The 14,611-nt window shown below is 36.7% G+C and carries 15 protein-coding genes and 1 pseudogene; 15 read left to right on the forward strand and 1 reads right to left on the reverse strand.

The features are described 5' to 3' along the window. The first annotated feature begins 95 nt into the window (after positions 1 to 95). From HMPREF2603_RS00850 to cobA, 13 genes are all read left to right on the forward strand, one after another. Positions 96 to 695, forward strand: coding sequence for a DsbA family protein (locus tag HMPREF2603_RS00850; RefSeq protein ID WP_031262467.1), 600 nt, complete (start codon positions 96 to 98; stop codon positions 693 to 695). 184 nt (positions 696 to 879) lie between these two features. Beyond that, positions 880 to 1,989: an NAD(P)/FAD-dependent oxidoreductase gene (locus HMPREF2603_RS00855; protein ID WP_070468819.1), complete on the forward strand. Its 1,110-nt coding sequence runs from the start codon at positions 880 to 882 to the stop codon at positions 1,987 to 1,989. After that, positions 1,983 to 3,314: a nucleoside recognition domain-containing protein gene (locus tag HMPREF2603_RS00860; protein WP_060803602.1), complete on the forward strand. Its 1,332-nt coding sequence runs from the start codon at positions 1,983 to 1,985 to the stop codon at positions 3,312 to 3,314. Before HMPREF2603_RS00855 ends, HMPREF2603_RS00860 begins: the two co-directional genes overlap by 7 nt. 31 nt (positions 3,315 to 3,345) lie before the next feature. Next, a complete protein-coding gene (locus tag HMPREF2603_RS00865; protein WP_060803603.1) occupies positions 3,346 to 4,248 on the forward strand; it encodes a CobW family GTP-binding protein in 903 nt (300 codons plus the stop codon). Positions 4,249 to 4,417: 169 nt separating this feature from the next. Beyond that, positions 4,418 to 4,933 (forward strand): YceI family protein, encoded by a 516-nt coding sequence (locus HMPREF2603_RS00870; RefSeq protein ID WP_002479741.1) that lies wholly within the window; start codon positions 4,418 to 4,420, stop codon positions 4,931 to 4,933. Between the two features lie 91 nt (positions 4,934 to 5,024). Then, the gene (locus HMPREF2603_RS00875) at positions 5,025 to 5,546 is read left to right on the forward strand and encodes an SRPBCC family protein (protein WP_315941005.1); all 522 of its coding nucleotides are present in this window, start codon (positions 5,025 to 5,027) and stop codon (positions 5,544 to 5,546) included. Between the two features lie 90 nt (positions 5,547 to 5,636). Then, positions 5,637 to 5,828 carry a hypothetical protein gene (locus tag HMPREF2603_RS00880; RefSeq protein WP_023015069.1) on the forward strand — a complete coding sequence of 64 codons (192 nt, stop codon included), beginning with the start codon at positions 5,637 to 5,639 and terminating at the stop codon, positions 5,826 to 5,828. 216 nt (positions 5,829 to 6,044) lie between these two features. Then, positions 6,045 to 6,875 carry a formate/nitrite transporter family protein gene (locus HMPREF2603_RS00885; RefSeq protein ID WP_002479738.1) on the forward strand — a complete coding sequence of 277 codons (831 nt, stop codon included), beginning with the start codon at positions 6,045 to 6,047 and terminating at the stop codon, positions 6,873 to 6,875. Between the two features lie 191 nt (positions 6,876 to 7,066). After that, a complete protein-coding gene (locus HMPREF2603_RS00890) occupies positions 7,067 to 7,783 on the forward strand; it encodes a sirohydrochlorin chelatase (RefSeq protein ID WP_023015068.1) in 717 nt (238 codons plus the stop codon). Position 7,784: 1 nt separating this feature from the next. Next, positions 7,785 to 8,240, forward strand: a complete 456-nt coding sequence (locus tag HMPREF2603_RS00895; RefSeq protein ID WP_002479736.1) for a precorrin-2 dehydrogenase/sirohydrochlorin ferrochelatase family protein — start codon at positions 7,785 to 7,787, stop codon at positions 8,238 to 8,240. Positions 8,241 to 8,242: 2 nt separating this feature from the next. Beyond that, positions 8,243 to 10,648, forward strand: coding sequence for a nitrite reductase large subunit NirB (nirB, locus tag HMPREF2603_RS00900; protein WP_002479735.1), 2,406 nt, complete (start codon positions 8,243 to 8,245; stop codon positions 10,646 to 10,648). 2 nt (positions 10,649 to 10,650) lie between these two features. Then, positions 10,651 to 10,965: a nitrite reductase small subunit NirD gene (gene nirD / locus HMPREF2603_RS00905; RefSeq protein WP_002479734.1), complete on the forward strand. Its 315-nt coding sequence runs from the start codon at positions 10,651 to 10,653 to the stop codon at positions 10,963 to 10,965. Then, positions 10,956 to 11,909, forward strand: a complete 954-nt coding sequence (gene cobA, locus HMPREF2603_RS00910; protein ID WP_070501867.1) for a uroporphyrinogen-III C-methyltransferase — start codon at positions 10,956 to 10,958, stop codon at positions 11,907 to 11,909. The genes nirD and cobA overlap by 10 nt, the downstream gene beginning before the upstream one ends. A gap of 63 nt (positions 11,910 to 11,972) precedes the next feature. Here cobA and HMPREF2603_RS00915 read toward each other — a convergent pair whose 3' ends face one another. After that, positions 11,973 to 12,338: a winged helix-turn-helix transcriptional regulator gene (locus HMPREF2603_RS00915; protein ID WP_060803606.1), complete on the reverse strand. Its 366-nt coding sequence runs from the start codon at positions 12,336 to 12,338 to the stop codon at positions 11,973 to 11,975. A gap of 144 nt (positions 12,339 to 12,482) precedes the next feature. On the opposite strand from HMPREF2603_RS00915, the gene HMPREF2603_RS00920 reads away from it, so the two are divergent. Then, on the forward strand, positions 12,483 to 13,664 hold the full coding sequence (locus HMPREF2603_RS00920; RefSeq protein ID WP_070463323.1) for an MFS transporter: 1,182 nt from the start codon (positions 12,483 to 12,485) through the stop codon (positions 13,662 to 13,664). Positions 13,665 to 13,681: 17 nt separating this feature from the next. Further along, positions 13,682 to 14,521, forward strand: a pseudogene (locus HMPREF2603_RS00925) (aldo/keto reductase). Positions 14,522 to 14,611 lie beyond the last annotated feature (90 nt).

Below are 14,611 nucleotides of genomic sequence, written 5' to 3' on the forward strand. Positions count from 1 at the left end.
TTATGAGTATAAAAATAGAGTGAGTAGAAAAAATATAAGACAAGAAGTCGATTCGCATCAAAGAAGTAAAACTCATGAATCGAGGCGTAAATGAAATGAAAAAATGGTTATTATTTATTAGTACTGTTATTTTGGCAGTCATTGTTCAAGGCTGTTCTCAAAAAGATCCTGATTTAGCAGGTAAAGGCGATAAAATTAAAATTGTAGAATTCGCGGACTATAAATGTCCTTACTGCAAGAAAGTAGAAGACCATATCATGCCGACACTGAAGAAAGATTATATCGATAAAGGTAAAGCTGATTATCAAATGGTTAATGTGGCTTTCTTAGGTAAGGATTCAATTATCGGTTCACGTGCCGGACATGCGGTTAAAATTTATGCGCCGAAACAATATTTAAATTTCCAACAAAAAATCTATACAGAACAACCTGAAACAAAAGATCATAAAAAACCATGGATTAATGAAAAATTACTAGATGGTCTGATTGATGAACTCAATATCTCAAAACAAACAAAAGAAGAGATTAAAAAAGATTATAAAACCAAAGACAGCAAGTCATATAAAGCAGCTGAAAAAGATAAAGCTTTAGCGAAAGAGAAAAAGATAGACACAGTACCAGTAGTTTATATTGATGGACAGATTGTAAAAGACCCCTATCAATTTAAAGACTATAAAAAATTACTAGAAGAATAAGTTCAAAAGACAGTTTGTGTGGTGAGGCGTCACGATGCAAACTGTCTTTTTTATATTTAATCTGATTTCCTATTCTTGTCTTTAGTATGTGTAAGTGATAAAATACTTTGATATAAAACGTAACGATTACGATTTAAGTTTATATAGAGATTGATAGAGAGATAAGGAAAGGAAGTAATAAATAATGCAACATTACCGTGTAGCAATTATAGGTGCAGGTGCAGCAGGTGTCGGCATGGCAATTGCGTTCCAACAAATAGGTTTAGATGATAATGATATGATTGTGATTGATAAAGGTAAGGTCGGACAATCTTTCTTAAATTGGCCGAAGTCTACAAGAACAATTACCCCTTCATTCACAACAAATGGTTTTGGTATGCCGGACATTAATGCCGTGTCTACTGAAACTTCTCCAGCTTATACATTTAATGAAGAACACGTTTCAGGTGAAACGTACGCAGATTACTTACAAACAGTAGCCCAACACTATGAACTTCCGATACAAGAAGATACTGCCGTTGAAAAAGTTGAGTTTGTCGACGGACATTATGAAATTGAAACAAATCAAGGTTTAATCACAAGTGAATATATCTTTGTAGCGACAGGAGATTTCTCATTTGCGCGTAAACCATTTAAGTATGGTCAGCATTATAGCGAAGTAGAAGACTTTACGAAAATGCCGGGTGATGAATATATCATTATCGGCGGTAATGAAAGTGCCTTTGATGCGGCGATTTGTATGGCTGAACAAGGAAAGCAAGTTTCTATCTATACGCATTCAACAGGTTTAGAAGATGAACATGCTGATCCAAGTATTCGTTATACGCATCAACGCTTACGTAAAGCAGTCCAACAAGGCGCTATGATTGAATTGAATGTGGGTTACACTGCATCTAAAATTTCATTTTCTGATGTAGACCGTAAATATGTGATCCAGTTTAATAATGGTAAGCAAGCAACATCAAAAAATGAACCGATTTTAGCAACTGGTTTCGATGCGACAACGAATCCATTAGTCCAACAACTATTCAGTACACAAGATGGTGACATTGAGTTAACAGATAATGATGAATCAACACGCTATCCAAATGTCTTCTTAATCGGCCCAACTGTACGTCATGCGGATGCGATTTTATGTTATATCTATAAATTCCGTGCACGTTTTGCGGTGCTTGCGACAACAGTGTTAGAAAGAGAAGCATTAGAAATTAATGAGGAAGCGGTTGAAGTTTATAAAAACAATAATATGTATTTAGATGACTACAGCTGCTGTGAAGTGGACTGCTCATGCTAGAAGTTAAATTCAACTTAGCAAACGGGCAAACCACTGATATACCAGATGGCACACATCAGTTGAATTTGATCGGCTTCAAACATTTAACAACTGCGCAGCAATTTTTGCTGCGCCAGTTTATTACGAAGGAACATATTCACGCTTCACCATATCAAGCGGTCGTTTCAGACAATACACAAACACAATATGATATACAGAAATTAAAAGCGTATGTAGAAGCTAGTCGTCAACATCATCCAAAGTTCCATGATACTTTACTAGGTTGGTTAATTATCTTCCTTATGTTTGCTTTACCGATTTATTTGGCGTATCACTTTTCGGATTGGCTTCAAAATCAATATGTTTCCCATTGGATAGAAATGATGACCACGCATGCGCACACATCATTTCAATGGTTGAACCAAGTACTGTACGGTGATTACGGTGTGTTGTCATTAGGTATTTATTCCTTAGTATGGGCATTGCCTGTGGTCGTAATGATTGGAATTTCCACTGCGGTGATTGATCAAACACAATTAAAACAGTTTGTGGTGTGGTCGATTGAACCCACGATGCGTAAAGTAGGGTTGGATGGTCAAGATATTATTCCGGTTTTAGAAGGTTTTGGTTGTAATGCGGCAGCTATTACACAAGCAAATAGTCAATGTAGCGCTTGTACTAAAACAAGCTGTATGAGTATTATCAGTTTTGGTTCATCGTGCAGTTATCAAATTGGTGCGACACTATCTATCTTCAGCGCTGCCCAACATTCATGGTTGTTTGCACCTTATTTATTGCTCGTCTTTGCAGGGGGTATTCTGCATAATAAATTATGGTATCGTAAACAAAATAGTTTTCATGTAACACCACCGGTGTATCGCAATCAATTGAAGTGGCCGAGTCTAAAACCCTTGCTGAAACAAATTTGGGGTACGATTGAGATGTTCCTGATGCAGGCATTACCAATCTTTATTGGTATCTGTATTGTTGTGAGCTTATTAGCTTTGACACCAATTTTAACGGTGATTTCTACAATCTTCACGCCATTACTTTACTTACTTCATATTCCAGATAGTATGGCACCAGGGATCTTATTCTCAATGATACGAAAAGACGGTATGTTGTTATTTAATTTTGGTAATGGTGCAGTTTTACAATCATTATCACCAGCCAGTTTATTGGTTTTAGTTTTCTTCAGTTCTACATTTTCATCATGTATGGTGACTGTTTCAATGATGGCGAAACATTTAAGTTTAAAACAAGGCGGAGCGATTATTGGTAAACAAATGGTCACATCAATCGTTTTAACATTAGCCATTGCTTTATTAGCAGGTGTTTTAATTTAATTTCTATCTTTAAATGGAAAGAGGCAATTACATGGATATTATTATTATTGGCGGATTTCTAGGCGGCGGTAAGACGACCACTTTAAATCATTTAATTAAAGCTGCACTTCAAAAAGAGTTGCAACCTGCTGTGATAATGAATGATTTCGGTCAAGCCAGTGTCGACAGTCAACTGGTTGAAGGTTCAGTACCGATGGACGAAATTATTGAAGGCTGTATCTGTTGTGCGATGAAAGCAGATGTATCAAAACAATTACATCAGATTTATTTAGATTATCAGCCAGATGTAGTTTTTGTGGAATGTAGCGGTATTGCGCATACACAGTCAGTGATAGATGCCTGTTTGACGCCTGTGCTTGCACCTATTTCTACTATCCGCAGTGTGATCGGTGTAGTAGATGCGACATTATATCAACGTGTTGAAAGTTATCCAGGCGATATGCAAAAGCTGTATTATGATCAATTGTCGTATTGCTCACATCTCTTTATCAACAAAATCGATCGATGTGAGCCTGAAGATATTGCCCCTATACTTTCTGATTTAACGATTCTTAATCAAGATGCAGAAATATCTGTCGGCAGTTTTGGTCAATTTGAAACGAGCACAGTCTTTTCTAATGAAGTACAAGTTAAAGCAGAAACTATACCTCAAGCTTGTGACTTAGGTCATGCACATTCTGGTATCGGTCATCGTTATTTTGCGTTTAAACATTCGGTTAAACTTGAAGATTTAGTTAAATGGTTTGAAACTTTACCTCAATCGACATATCGCGCAAAAGGCTTTATACAACTTGCAGAACATCCTCAATTACAATTAGTACAATATGCCGAAGGTCAATTGGAAATAGAACCGATAGATTTACAAAATCAGACAGAACAATATCTTGTAGTTATCGGCAATCAATTAGATAAAATCAAAGTGCCACAGTTTTAAAACGTCACGCTATTCACATCGAATAGCGTGTTTTTTATTTTGAAGTTAAGGATATCTTAATAGAAATCGGGTAGGCGAAAAATAGAACAAAATTATTTAGACAAAACTGTTGATATATTAAATATATGTGGTATACTAAGTATACAAATAAAAATTGGAGGTTTGTTTTATGACTAAATTTACTTTTGACGCAGCACATTCATCTGTAGCTTTCCAAGTGAAACACTTAATGGTTTCTAAAGTGAAAGGTGCATTCGATCAATTTAACGTAGAACTATCAGGTGATTTAAACGATTTCAGCACACTTAAAGGTGAAGCAACAATCGATGTAAAATCAATCAACACTAACCAAGAAGACAGAGACAACCACTTACGCACAAATGATTTCTTCGCAGCGGATGAGCACCCAGAAATCAAATTCGTAATCAAAGAAGCTTCTGAAGACAAAGTAACAGGAGACTTAACAATCAAAGGCGAAACACACGAAGAAACTTTCGATGTTGACTTTGAAGGCGTAAGCAAAAACCCATTAAACGATACTAACGTAGCTGGCTTCACAGTTTCAGGTAAAGTTGACCGTGAAAAATACGGTATGACATTCAACCAAACATTAGAAACTGGCGGCGTATTAATCGGTAAAGACGTTAAATTCGAAGCTGACGTAGAATTTATCGTAGAAGACTAATCTTTTCCTACTCACTGGAATATGGCGGAATGCTGTATTCCAGTTTTTTATGCGCATTTTTGCTTTTGAAATGGTATGATATGCCTGTTATTTGGGAAAAGATTATCAAGACATTCAATTCAACATTAAAGGAAGTGTAAATGTGACAGTCACAAGAGAAGGTAATGAAATTATCGGCAAGCGTACATTTGATGCGCCGATACAACAGGTATTCAATGCTTATACTACAAAAGAAAAATTTGAACAATGGTTCTTTCCTAAAGGCGGGGAGATACAAGTCTTTGAATTTAATCCAAAAGCAGGTGGAAAGAATTTCTTTAAAATAACGATGCCAGACGCTCAAAGTTATACTGTACAACACTATGAAATGATAGAAGCTCCACACAAAATTATTTATCGTGATTATTTCGCAGATGAAAAAGGTCATGTGGATACAAAGATGCATGGTATGCGTGTGGAAATCTATTTAACATCACAAGGAACTCATCAGACAGAAGTACGTTCTGTGTCAGTGATGCCTTCAGAAGAAGCAGCGAAACAACTGATGGAAATGGGTGTCGAACAAGGTATGGAGAGTACATTGGATCAGTTAGAAGAACTCCTGAAACAGTGATAGGGGATTCCCCGATTTCTGCGCTAAGTGATATTCAATCTCATTTGAAAGTGCTAAACTATAATTGTTAACACAAAAGAGGTGAGATGAATGAACGAGCGTTACGTAAAAGTTGTGATTCTTTACGTTATCAGTACATTACTTCCATCCTTAATTTTTCCATCAAAATGCGTTTCAAATAGCGGATTGAAATGGACATTAAGAACAATCGCAGGCTGTGGTATCTTCTCAGCTGGCTTAAAATGGATGGTTAAACGTAAAACACAAAAACAAGCTGAATAATTGATATGGAAATACTGGAGCGTTTTTGTTCCAGTATTTTTTCTTTTCTAATTTCCCATAATTTCAAAGAAACATTTACATAATTTTAAAATTGATTGGTCTGAACAGATTATTTAAATATTAGATATAGGAAAATTTAAATAAAGGGTAGGCATCGGCTTAAATTAATAATATACTAGATACATCTTGATTAGATTATGGGAGGGAAAGTTTTTTATGGTTATGCAAAATCATAAAACGGTTGAAGATACATATACTTCACGCGAAACGATGGATAGCGTAGTCAGTTCATCACAAATGAAATCAGTAATGTTAAGCAAAACCCCTGCACGTTACTTTTTAAAATCTATGATGTCAGGTTTCTTATTATCAATTGTGGCAGTATTTATGCTTGCGATGAAAACACAACACACTGGTTTAAATGAAGGAACAATCAACTTTATCGGAGCTGTTTCATTCAGTTTAGCCTTAGTATTAATTGTATTAACGAATTCAGAACTTTTGACGAGTAACTTTATGTATATGACTGCTGGTGCGTATTATAAATCAGTACCAATCGGTAAAATCTTATGGCTGTTTTTCGTATGTTTCCTAGGAAACATTGTCGGAGGCTTTGTGTTATTCGGTTTAATGAAATTCACAAGCGTTATGACTCCAGAAATGGTTAAAGCGTTGACAGGTATTGTCGATAAGAAAACAATCCTTGGCACTTGGGATGGTATTTTAGTGAAAGCCATCTTCGCAAACTTCTTTATCAATATTGGTATTTACGTATCTATGCAGTTTAAAGACGGCTTATCAAAAGGCTTCTTTATCGCATGTGGTGTTGTAGTCTTCGTATTCATGGGCTATGAACACGTTGTTTACAACGCTAACTTATTCTCAGGTATGATGTTCTACAATATCGGCGCATTAGCTTGGTTAGATGTCTTAAAAAATATTGTTTTCGCATTTATCGGAAACTATATCGGCGGCGGTATTTTCGTAGGTCTGCTTTATGCATTCTTTAACGGAAAACGTAATCACTACTTAGATCAACAAAAATAATAAAAGAATATGCAGCAGATGATGTAATGTTTTTTAATTTTTTATGTTTTCACATATAAATAGTTGAATACGTCAGGGAATCCCCTCAAGATAGAGCTAAGGGGATTCCCTATTTTTATATTAATTATGTGAATGCATTCACATTAATTCAAAATTTAAGGTACAATGCAATTAAAGGGGGGGAAATGCATATGACACAAACCATTGTCGTTATGCATGGAATGAGACGTGGCAAACAAAATCAATTATTGATGGAGGAGCTTGACAGTGTTGCACAACAAATAGAAGGCACATTTGATGTTGCGTTTATCGAGAGTGATGAACTTTCATTACCTCAGGTAATACGTAAACATTTATGGGAGGGTGAAACTTCCTTTGTGATTGTGCCGCTTTTATTATTTTCTGGCAGACATTACTTACAAGATTTGCCTGAAGTGATGCGTCAGATGCAACTGATGTTTCCAAGTATTACGTATGAAATACGTCAGCCCCTTTGCGACCATCCAAGTTTAACTAAATGGATCAATCAACGTATCGAAGCATGGCCAGATGCACATACACCTGGTTCCGCAATTGTTTTGATTGGGCACGGCAGTCCGATTGTGACAGAGCCTGATGCCGAAATCGATGATATTGCGACACGAATCACTACAGATTTACCGGTCTACACCATGATGTTTTATGGGGATAAACAATTTGAGGGGTTACTCCCTGAAATGAAAGAGGATTATGACCAAATCTATGTGATTCCAATTTTCTTTTACGATGGTTTCTTGGTCAATAAGATTAAGAAAAAAATCGAGAAAATAAAAGGAGATTCCAATATTACAATCGCTTCAGCGTTGAATTTTGAACCGGAGTTAGATGAGATGTTAATTGATAGATTGAATCAGAAAGAGGCGGTTTGATATGTATCCTATACAACTGGATTTGTCAAAGAAACATGCAGTATTAGTCGGCGGAGGCAGAATCGGATACCGTAAGTTTAAACAACTGGCAAAAGCCAATTGCGGAGATGTTACAGTTATTTCCAAATCTTTTTTGCCAGAATTTTTTGAAGAGTCTTACCCCAATATGAAATTAATCACAAAAGACTATGCGAAGGAAGATATTGAAAACGCAGATGTCGTGATTATCGCAACAGACTCACCAGAAATTAATGATCAGATCAAGAAAGATACTAAACCGACACAGTTGGTTAACCATACAGGGGATAAAGAACGATCTGACTTTTTTAATATGAAAGAATTTGAGTTTGAAGATTTATCCATCAGTGTCCGTTCAAATGGCGGAGATTATAAAAAAGCGAAACATGTGGCACAAGCGATTCAACAATTTTTAGCTGAAGAATACGGGAGGGAATAAGGATGCCAAAAACTAAGTTAGTCATGATCGGTAACGGTATGGCCGGCGTCAGAACAATTGAAGAGATTTTAGAGAGAGACAAAGATAAATATGAAATCACAATTATAGGGAAAGAACCTTATCCAAACTATAACCGCATTATGTTATCAAACATTTTACAAAAGAAAATGTCGGTTGATGAAACAATCATGAATCCTTACTCATGGTATGAGGAAAATAACATTTCACTGATTACAGGAGAACGTGCGACACGCGTTAATCGTGAACAAAAATTAGTGGAAACTGAATCAGGACAAGAGATTCCATATGATATTTGTATCTTTGCGACAGGTTCAAATGCGTTTGTTTTACCGATTCCAGGTCATGAATTACCAAGTGTAATCGGATGGCGTACGATTGAAGACACAGAACGTATGATTGAAATTGCGCAAACGAAAAAAGAAGCAATCGTTATCGGTGGCGGCTTGCTTGGTTTGGAATGTGCAAGAGGTTTACTTGACCAAGGTATGAACGTTACTGTTGTTCACTTAGCTGAATGGTTAATGGAAATGCAGTTAGACCGTCAAGCAGGTGAAATGTTACGTGAAGACTTAGAAAAACAAGGCATGCGCTTTGAATTAGGTGCGAATACAAAAGAAATTCTAGGTGAAAACGACGTTGAAGGTATCCGTTTAGCAGACGGCAGAGAATTACCAGCTGACTTAGTTGTTATGGCTGTTGGTATTCGTCCATTCGTTCAAGAAGCGAAAGACTCTGGTTTAGATGTAGAACGCGGTATTGTTGTGGATGACTTCATGCGTACAAGTGATGAAAACATTTACGCAGTAGGTGAATGTGCGCAACATAACGGCAAAGTTTATGGTTTAGTCGCTCCTTTATATGAACAAGGTAAAGTATTAGCTGACTACTTAACTGACCGTGATACAGACGGCTATAAAGGTTCAACAACATTCACATCATTGAAAGTATCAGGCTGTGACTTATACAGTGCGGGTCAAATTCAAGAAGATGAAGAAGTTGAAGGTGTTGAAATCTACAACAGTCAAGATCATATCTATAAAAAAATCTTCTTAAAAGGTGAACGTGTTGTAGGTGCGGTATTATACGGTGATACAGATGATGGTACGCGTTTCTTCAATATGATGAAAAAACGTGAATCTATCGAAGACTACACATTAGTTTCATTATTAAGCAAAGCTGGCGAAGAAGAAGGTTTATCTGTTGCGGACATGGATAATGAAGAAACAATCTGTGGCTGTAATGGTGTAACTAAAGGTACAATCGTCAATGCGATTGTAGAAGATGGTTTAACATCTGTTGCGGAAGTGACTAAAGCTACAAAAGCAGGTAACTCTTGTGGTAAATGTAAACCGCAAATTGGTGAATTATTAGAACATACATTAGGCGGCGCGTTTGTCGCATCAAGACCTGCTGGTATTTGTGAGTGTACAGATTTAACACGTGATCAAATCGTGACTCAAATCCGTGCTAAAGGTCTGAAAACATCTAAAGAAGTACGTAATGTGCTTGGATGGAAAACTGAAGGCGGTTGTCCTAAGTGCCGTCCAGCAGTCAACTACTACTTAAATATGATTTATCCAAATGAACACGAAGATGAAAAAGCATCTCGTTTCGCAAACGAACGTTACCACGCAAACATCCAAAATGACGGTACATTCTCAGTTATCCCACAAATGCGTGGTGGTGTGACGAACCCTGATCAATTAATCCGTTTAGGTGAAGTTGCGAAGAAATATGATGTACCTCTAGTTAAAGTAACAGGTTCACAACGTATTGGGTTATATGGTATTAAGAAAGAAGACTTACCGAAAGTATGGAAAGATTTAGGCATGCGTTCAGCATCAGCATACGCGAAGAAAACACGTTCTGTTAAGAGCTGTGTCGGTAAAGAATTCTGTCGTTTCGGTACACAATATACAACACGTCTTGGTATCCGCTTAGAGAAAACATTCGAATATATCGATACACCGCACAAATTCAAAATGGGTGTATCTGGTTGTCCAAGAAGCTGTGTAGAATCAGGCGTAAAAGACTTCGGTGTTATCGGTGTAGAAAATGGATTCCAAATCTATGTCGGCGGTAACGGCGGTACTGAAGTTGTGAAAGGTCAATTCTTAACTACAGTAGAAACTGAAGATGATGTAATCAAACTATGCGGCGCGTACATGCAGTATTACCGTGAAACAGGTATTTATACTGAACGTACAGCACCTTGGTTAGAAAGAATGGGCTTCGATGTGGTTAAAGAATATGTCTTAAACCCTGAAAACCAAGATGCATTATATGAACGTATCATGGAAGCAAAACGTGCAGTTGAACAAGAGCCATGGTCTGAAATTGTAAATGATCGCGAAGATCAAAAAATCTTTGAAGTAGAGAAGGTGTAAGTATGCATACGTTAGAAAAAATTAAAGTAGCGGCGTTAGATGACTTAACACCCTTAATCGGTAAAAAAGTCATTGTGAAAGATAAACAAATTGGATTGTTCTTAACAGAAGACGGTACAATTCATGCGATTAATAATGTGTGTCCGCATAAACAAGGACCATTATCTGAAGGGACAGTAGCAGGTCATACTGTATTCTGTCCGCTTCACGACTCTCAAATCGACCTAAAAACGGGTCTTGTCCAAGACCCTGATGAAGGTTGCGTTGAGGTCTATACAGTAGAAGTTGAAGATGGAGATGTGTATTTATGGCTGTAAGCACGACCGGGCATGTGTACTTGGTCGGTGCTGGGCCAGGGAATCCTAATTTATTGACACGTAAAGCAGAACATTTAATCCGTACTGCGGATATTGTCCTTTACGATCGATTAGTTAATCCCTTTATCTTGCAACTCCCACCTCCTGGTATTGAAATTGTCGATGTAGGTAAAAAGCCGTACAGCCGACATATTCAACAAGGTGAAATCAATGACATCATTGTAGATTCAGCATACAAACATCAAAGGGTCGTTCGTCTAAAGGGAGGCGACCCTGCGATTTTTGGGCGTGTACAAGAAGAAGTGGAAACTTTAAAAGCACATGATATTCCTTGTGAAATTGTTCCGGGGATAACGACAGCCAGTGCAGCATCAGCTGTTTTAGGTATTGGTTTAACAAGTCGTAACGTCTCTAAGAGTGTGACATTCACAACTGGAAGCTTTAAAGATTCAAAAGAAGAAGAAATTGATATTGCTTCATTGATTGATGGCGGAACTTTAGCCATCTACATGGGTATCAAGCGTCTTCATAAGATTATTGAACAAATTTATCGACAAGTCGGCAAAGATTATCCGATTTGTGCCATTTTCAACGTTTCTTACGCGAATCAAGTGATTATTCGCGGGCATCTGTCTACGATTGAAGAAGATGTACGAGATGCTGCACCTGAAGATGCACCAGGTATTTTACTAGTCGGAGATGCGATGGGCTTAACAGAAGGTGCCACATATATTGAGTCTGATCACTTGCCTGAGTATTTCGGTAAACAATGTATCGTTACAGGTGAGAGAGAAGCGGCTATTGAAAAAGCATTTGAAATTTATGATGCTGGCGGTTGGGCCATGATTGATCCGAATAGCGGAGACACTTATCATCAAAGTCAATTAGATTTAATCTATCGCTTTATGCAGATGGATGACATTACAGAAATTGTGAAAGCATAGAAAAATAATAGATAATCAAAAGGCAGTGTACTTTGACTTCAAAGTACACTGCCTTCTTTACGTTTAGAGCATTTTTTCTTTAGTTAATGTTTCAGTTGTTTCTGATTCTCTTTCTTGCATTTTATGAATATGGCCTTCTCCCCAGCTGCATAATGAAGTCAAGATATGATTTAAACTTGTACCATATTCAGAGAGTTCGTATTCCACTTTTGGCGGAACCTGTTGATAAACAATACGATTGATAATTTGATCATGTTCAAGTTCTCGTAATTGTTGTGTCAACATCTTTTGTGTGATTTGAGGAATGGCACGTTTAAGTTCAGAAGTGCGCATAGTTCCTTCATCTTTTAAATGACATAAGATAACTGGCTTCCATTTACCGCCGATCACATCAATCGTTGCTTCTACGCCGATATTATAGTCTTTCATATTCTACACGTCCTTTAATTGATAGGTACTTAAAAGTACCTATACTACTTTTAGGTATCTATAGCACATTAAAGTGCGTACTTCCTATTGTGAAACTTTGAAATTATAATAACACATATCATAAAAAAAGAAAGGATATTGAGTATGAAAAAGAATCGTTTTGCGATACTTGCTTTAGCTGTTTCTGCTTTTGCGATTGGTATGACAGAATTTATCAGCGTAGGCTTATTACCCCTGATTCAGCGAGAATATAATATTACGATTGCCATGGCAGGTTTAACTGTCTCGATGTATGCTTTAGGTGTAACAATCGGTGCACCTATTTTAACGCCTTTAACGAACAAAATGAAAAGAAAACATTTACTGCTTGGAATTATGTTGATCTTTATTTTAGCGAACGGTACTGCCGCATTTTCTGTAACCTTCAGTATGTTATTGTCCATGCGTATATTATCTGCATTGATGCATGGTGTATTTATGAGTGTAGCCACTGCTATAGCGAGTGATTTAGTAACACCGGACAAACGTGCAAGTGCAATTGCGATGATGTTTACCGGTTTAACCGTTGCGACAATTACAGGTGTTCCATTTGGTACTTGGATTGGTCAGCAATTTGGTTGGCAAATGTCATTTATAGCAATTGCAGTGATTGGATTAATCAGTTTTATAGCAAATATGATTTTTGTACCTAGTGATTTAACAGAATACGATCAAGCACCTATGTCAGAGCAACTTAAAGTATTTAAAAATCCATCTTTATTATTGGTTTATATCATCACTGCATTAGGATATGGTGGAACGTTTGTTGTGTATACCTATCTTACAACATTATTAACAGAAAGCATGGGTTATGGAGAATCAGCAGTCGTTGTAATATTAATCTTTTACGGTGTGATGGTAGCGATTGGTAATACATTAGGCGGTAAGTTAACAAATCGCCAACCCGTACGTATGCTAATCGGTATTTTCATCATGCAAGCATTGATTTTGTTAATCGTCGGTGTGACTGCGCACCTGCATATTTTAGGATTGGTTTCAGTTTTATTAATGGGACTGTTCGCATTTATGAATGTTCCAGGTTTACAACTGATTGTTGTGTTGCTTGCTGAAAAAGATAATCCAGCTACTGTCAATTTCGCTTCTAGCATTAATATTTCAGCCTTTAACATTGGCATTACATTAGGATCTGTTATTGGCGGCTATGTTCTAGAACACTATTCTATTAGTGCAACACCTTATTTCGCATTCGTTATGGTTATATTCGCGAGTGTATTAATGTATGGCTTATATAAACAACCTAAAATTAAAACAGCTTTTAATTCATAAATGAGAGGACAAATATTATGAAATATAAACATTTAAATGGAAATAACAACCCTATGCCTCAATTAGGTTTAGGTGTATTCAGAGTAGAAAATAACGATACAGTTAAAGATGCAGTTAAACATGCAATTATAAGTGGTTATAGAAGTATTGATACAGCGTGGATTTATGGAAATGAAGAAATGGTTGGCCGCGGGATTAAAGAAGGCATGGAAGCAGCAGGTATTTCACGAGACGAGTTATTCATCACATCTAAATTATGGTTGGATGACTTTGGACGCACACAAGTTGCAGCAGGCTATCAAAAATCATTAGATAATTTAGGTTTAGATTATCTGGATTTGTTTTTAATTCACTGGCCTGGTACTGATGAGTCATTAATGATAGAAACGTGGAAAGGTATGGAAGATTTATATCGAGCAGGTAAAGTGAACCATATCGGTGTTTCTAACTTTAATATTGAACATCTTGAAGCCTTAAAAGCTCAAACTACTATCAAACCGGAAATGAATTAAGTCGAATTCCATCCATATATGACACAAACATCACTTAGAAATTATTTGAAAGAAGAAGGTATACAGATGGAGTCTTGGTCACCTTTGATGAATGGAGATATATTAAAAGACGAAACAGTGAATGAGATTGCAAAAGCGCATAATAAATCTTCGGCACAAATCGTAATTCGATGGAATATTGAAAATGATGTAGTGGTCATCCCTAAATCTGTTACACCTTCACGTATTGAAGAAAATATTGATGTGTTTGATTTTTCATTAACGCCAGAAGAACTCAAAAGAATTTCGTCATTGAACGAAAATAAAAGAATCGGACCTGATCCTGCAGAATTTAACGGTAAATAACAATAATGGAAATTGAAGCGGCACTTCTTATTAGGAGGTGCTGCTTTTTTGTGTTGTTCAAAAAACATAGGGAATCCCCTCTAGGTTATA

The organism is Staphylococcus sp. HMSC055C03 (genome assembly GCF_001809385.1).
Classification (GTDB): domain Bacteria; phylum Bacillota; class Bacilli; order Staphylococcales; family Staphylococcaceae; genus Staphylococcus; species Staphylococcus simulans.

Bases quoted from the DNA above. Each gene is read 5' to 3' on its own strand.
- HMPREF2603_RS00870 (WP_002479741.1), top strand. From the start codon at position 4,418: ATGACTAAATTTACTTTTGACGCAGCACATTCATCTGTAGCTTTCCAA.
- HMPREF2603_RS00865 (WP_060803603.1), top strand. From the start codon at position 3,346: ATGGATATTATTATTATTGGCGGATTTCTAGGCGGCGGTAAGACGACC.
- nirD (WP_002479734.1), top strand. From the start codon at position 10,651: ATGCATACGTTAGAAAAAATTAAAGTAGCGGCGTTAGATGACTTAACA.
- HMPREF2603_RS00850 (WP_031262467.1), top strand. From the start codon at position 96: ATGAAAAAATGGTTATTATTTATTAGTACTGTTATTTTGGCAGTCATT.
- HMPREF2603_RS00885 (WP_002479738.1), top strand. From the start codon at position 6,045: ATGGTTATGCAAAATCATAAAACGGTTGAAGATACATATACTTCACGC.
- HMPREF2603_RS00855 (WP_070468819.1), top strand. From the start codon at position 880: ATGCAACATTACCGTGTAGCAATTATAGGTGCAGGTGCAGCAGGTGTC.
- nirB (WP_002479735.1), top strand. From the start codon at position 8,243: ATGCCAAAAACTAAGTTAGTCATGATCGGTAACGGTATGGCCGGCGTC.
- HMPREF2603_RS00890 (WP_023015068.1), top strand. From the start codon at position 7,067: ATGACACAAACCATTGTCGTTATGCATGGAATGAGACGTGGCAAACAA.
- HMPREF2603_RS00860 (WP_060803602.1), top strand. From the start codon at position 1,983: ATGCTAGAAGTTAAATTCAACTTAGCAAACGGGCAAACCACTGATATA.
- HMPREF2603_RS00880 (WP_023015069.1), top strand. From the start codon at position 5,637: ATGAACGAGCGTTACGTAAAAGTTGTGATTCTTTACGTTATCAGTACA.
- cobA (WP_070501867.1), top strand. From the start codon at position 10,956: ATGGCTGTAAGCACGACCGGGCATGTGTACTTGGTCGGTGCTGGGCCA.
- HMPREF2603_RS00895 (WP_002479736.1), top strand. From the start codon at position 7,785: ATGTATCCTATACAACTGGATTTGTCAAAGAAACATGCAGTATTAGTC.
- HMPREF2603_RS00915 (WP_060803606.1), bottom strand. From the start codon at position 12,338: ATGAAAGACTATAATATCGGCGTAGAAGCAACGATTGATGTGATCGGC.
- HMPREF2603_RS00920 (WP_070463323.1), top strand. From the start codon at position 12,483: ATGAAAAAGAATCGTTTTGCGATACTTGCTTTAGCTGTTTCTGCTTTT.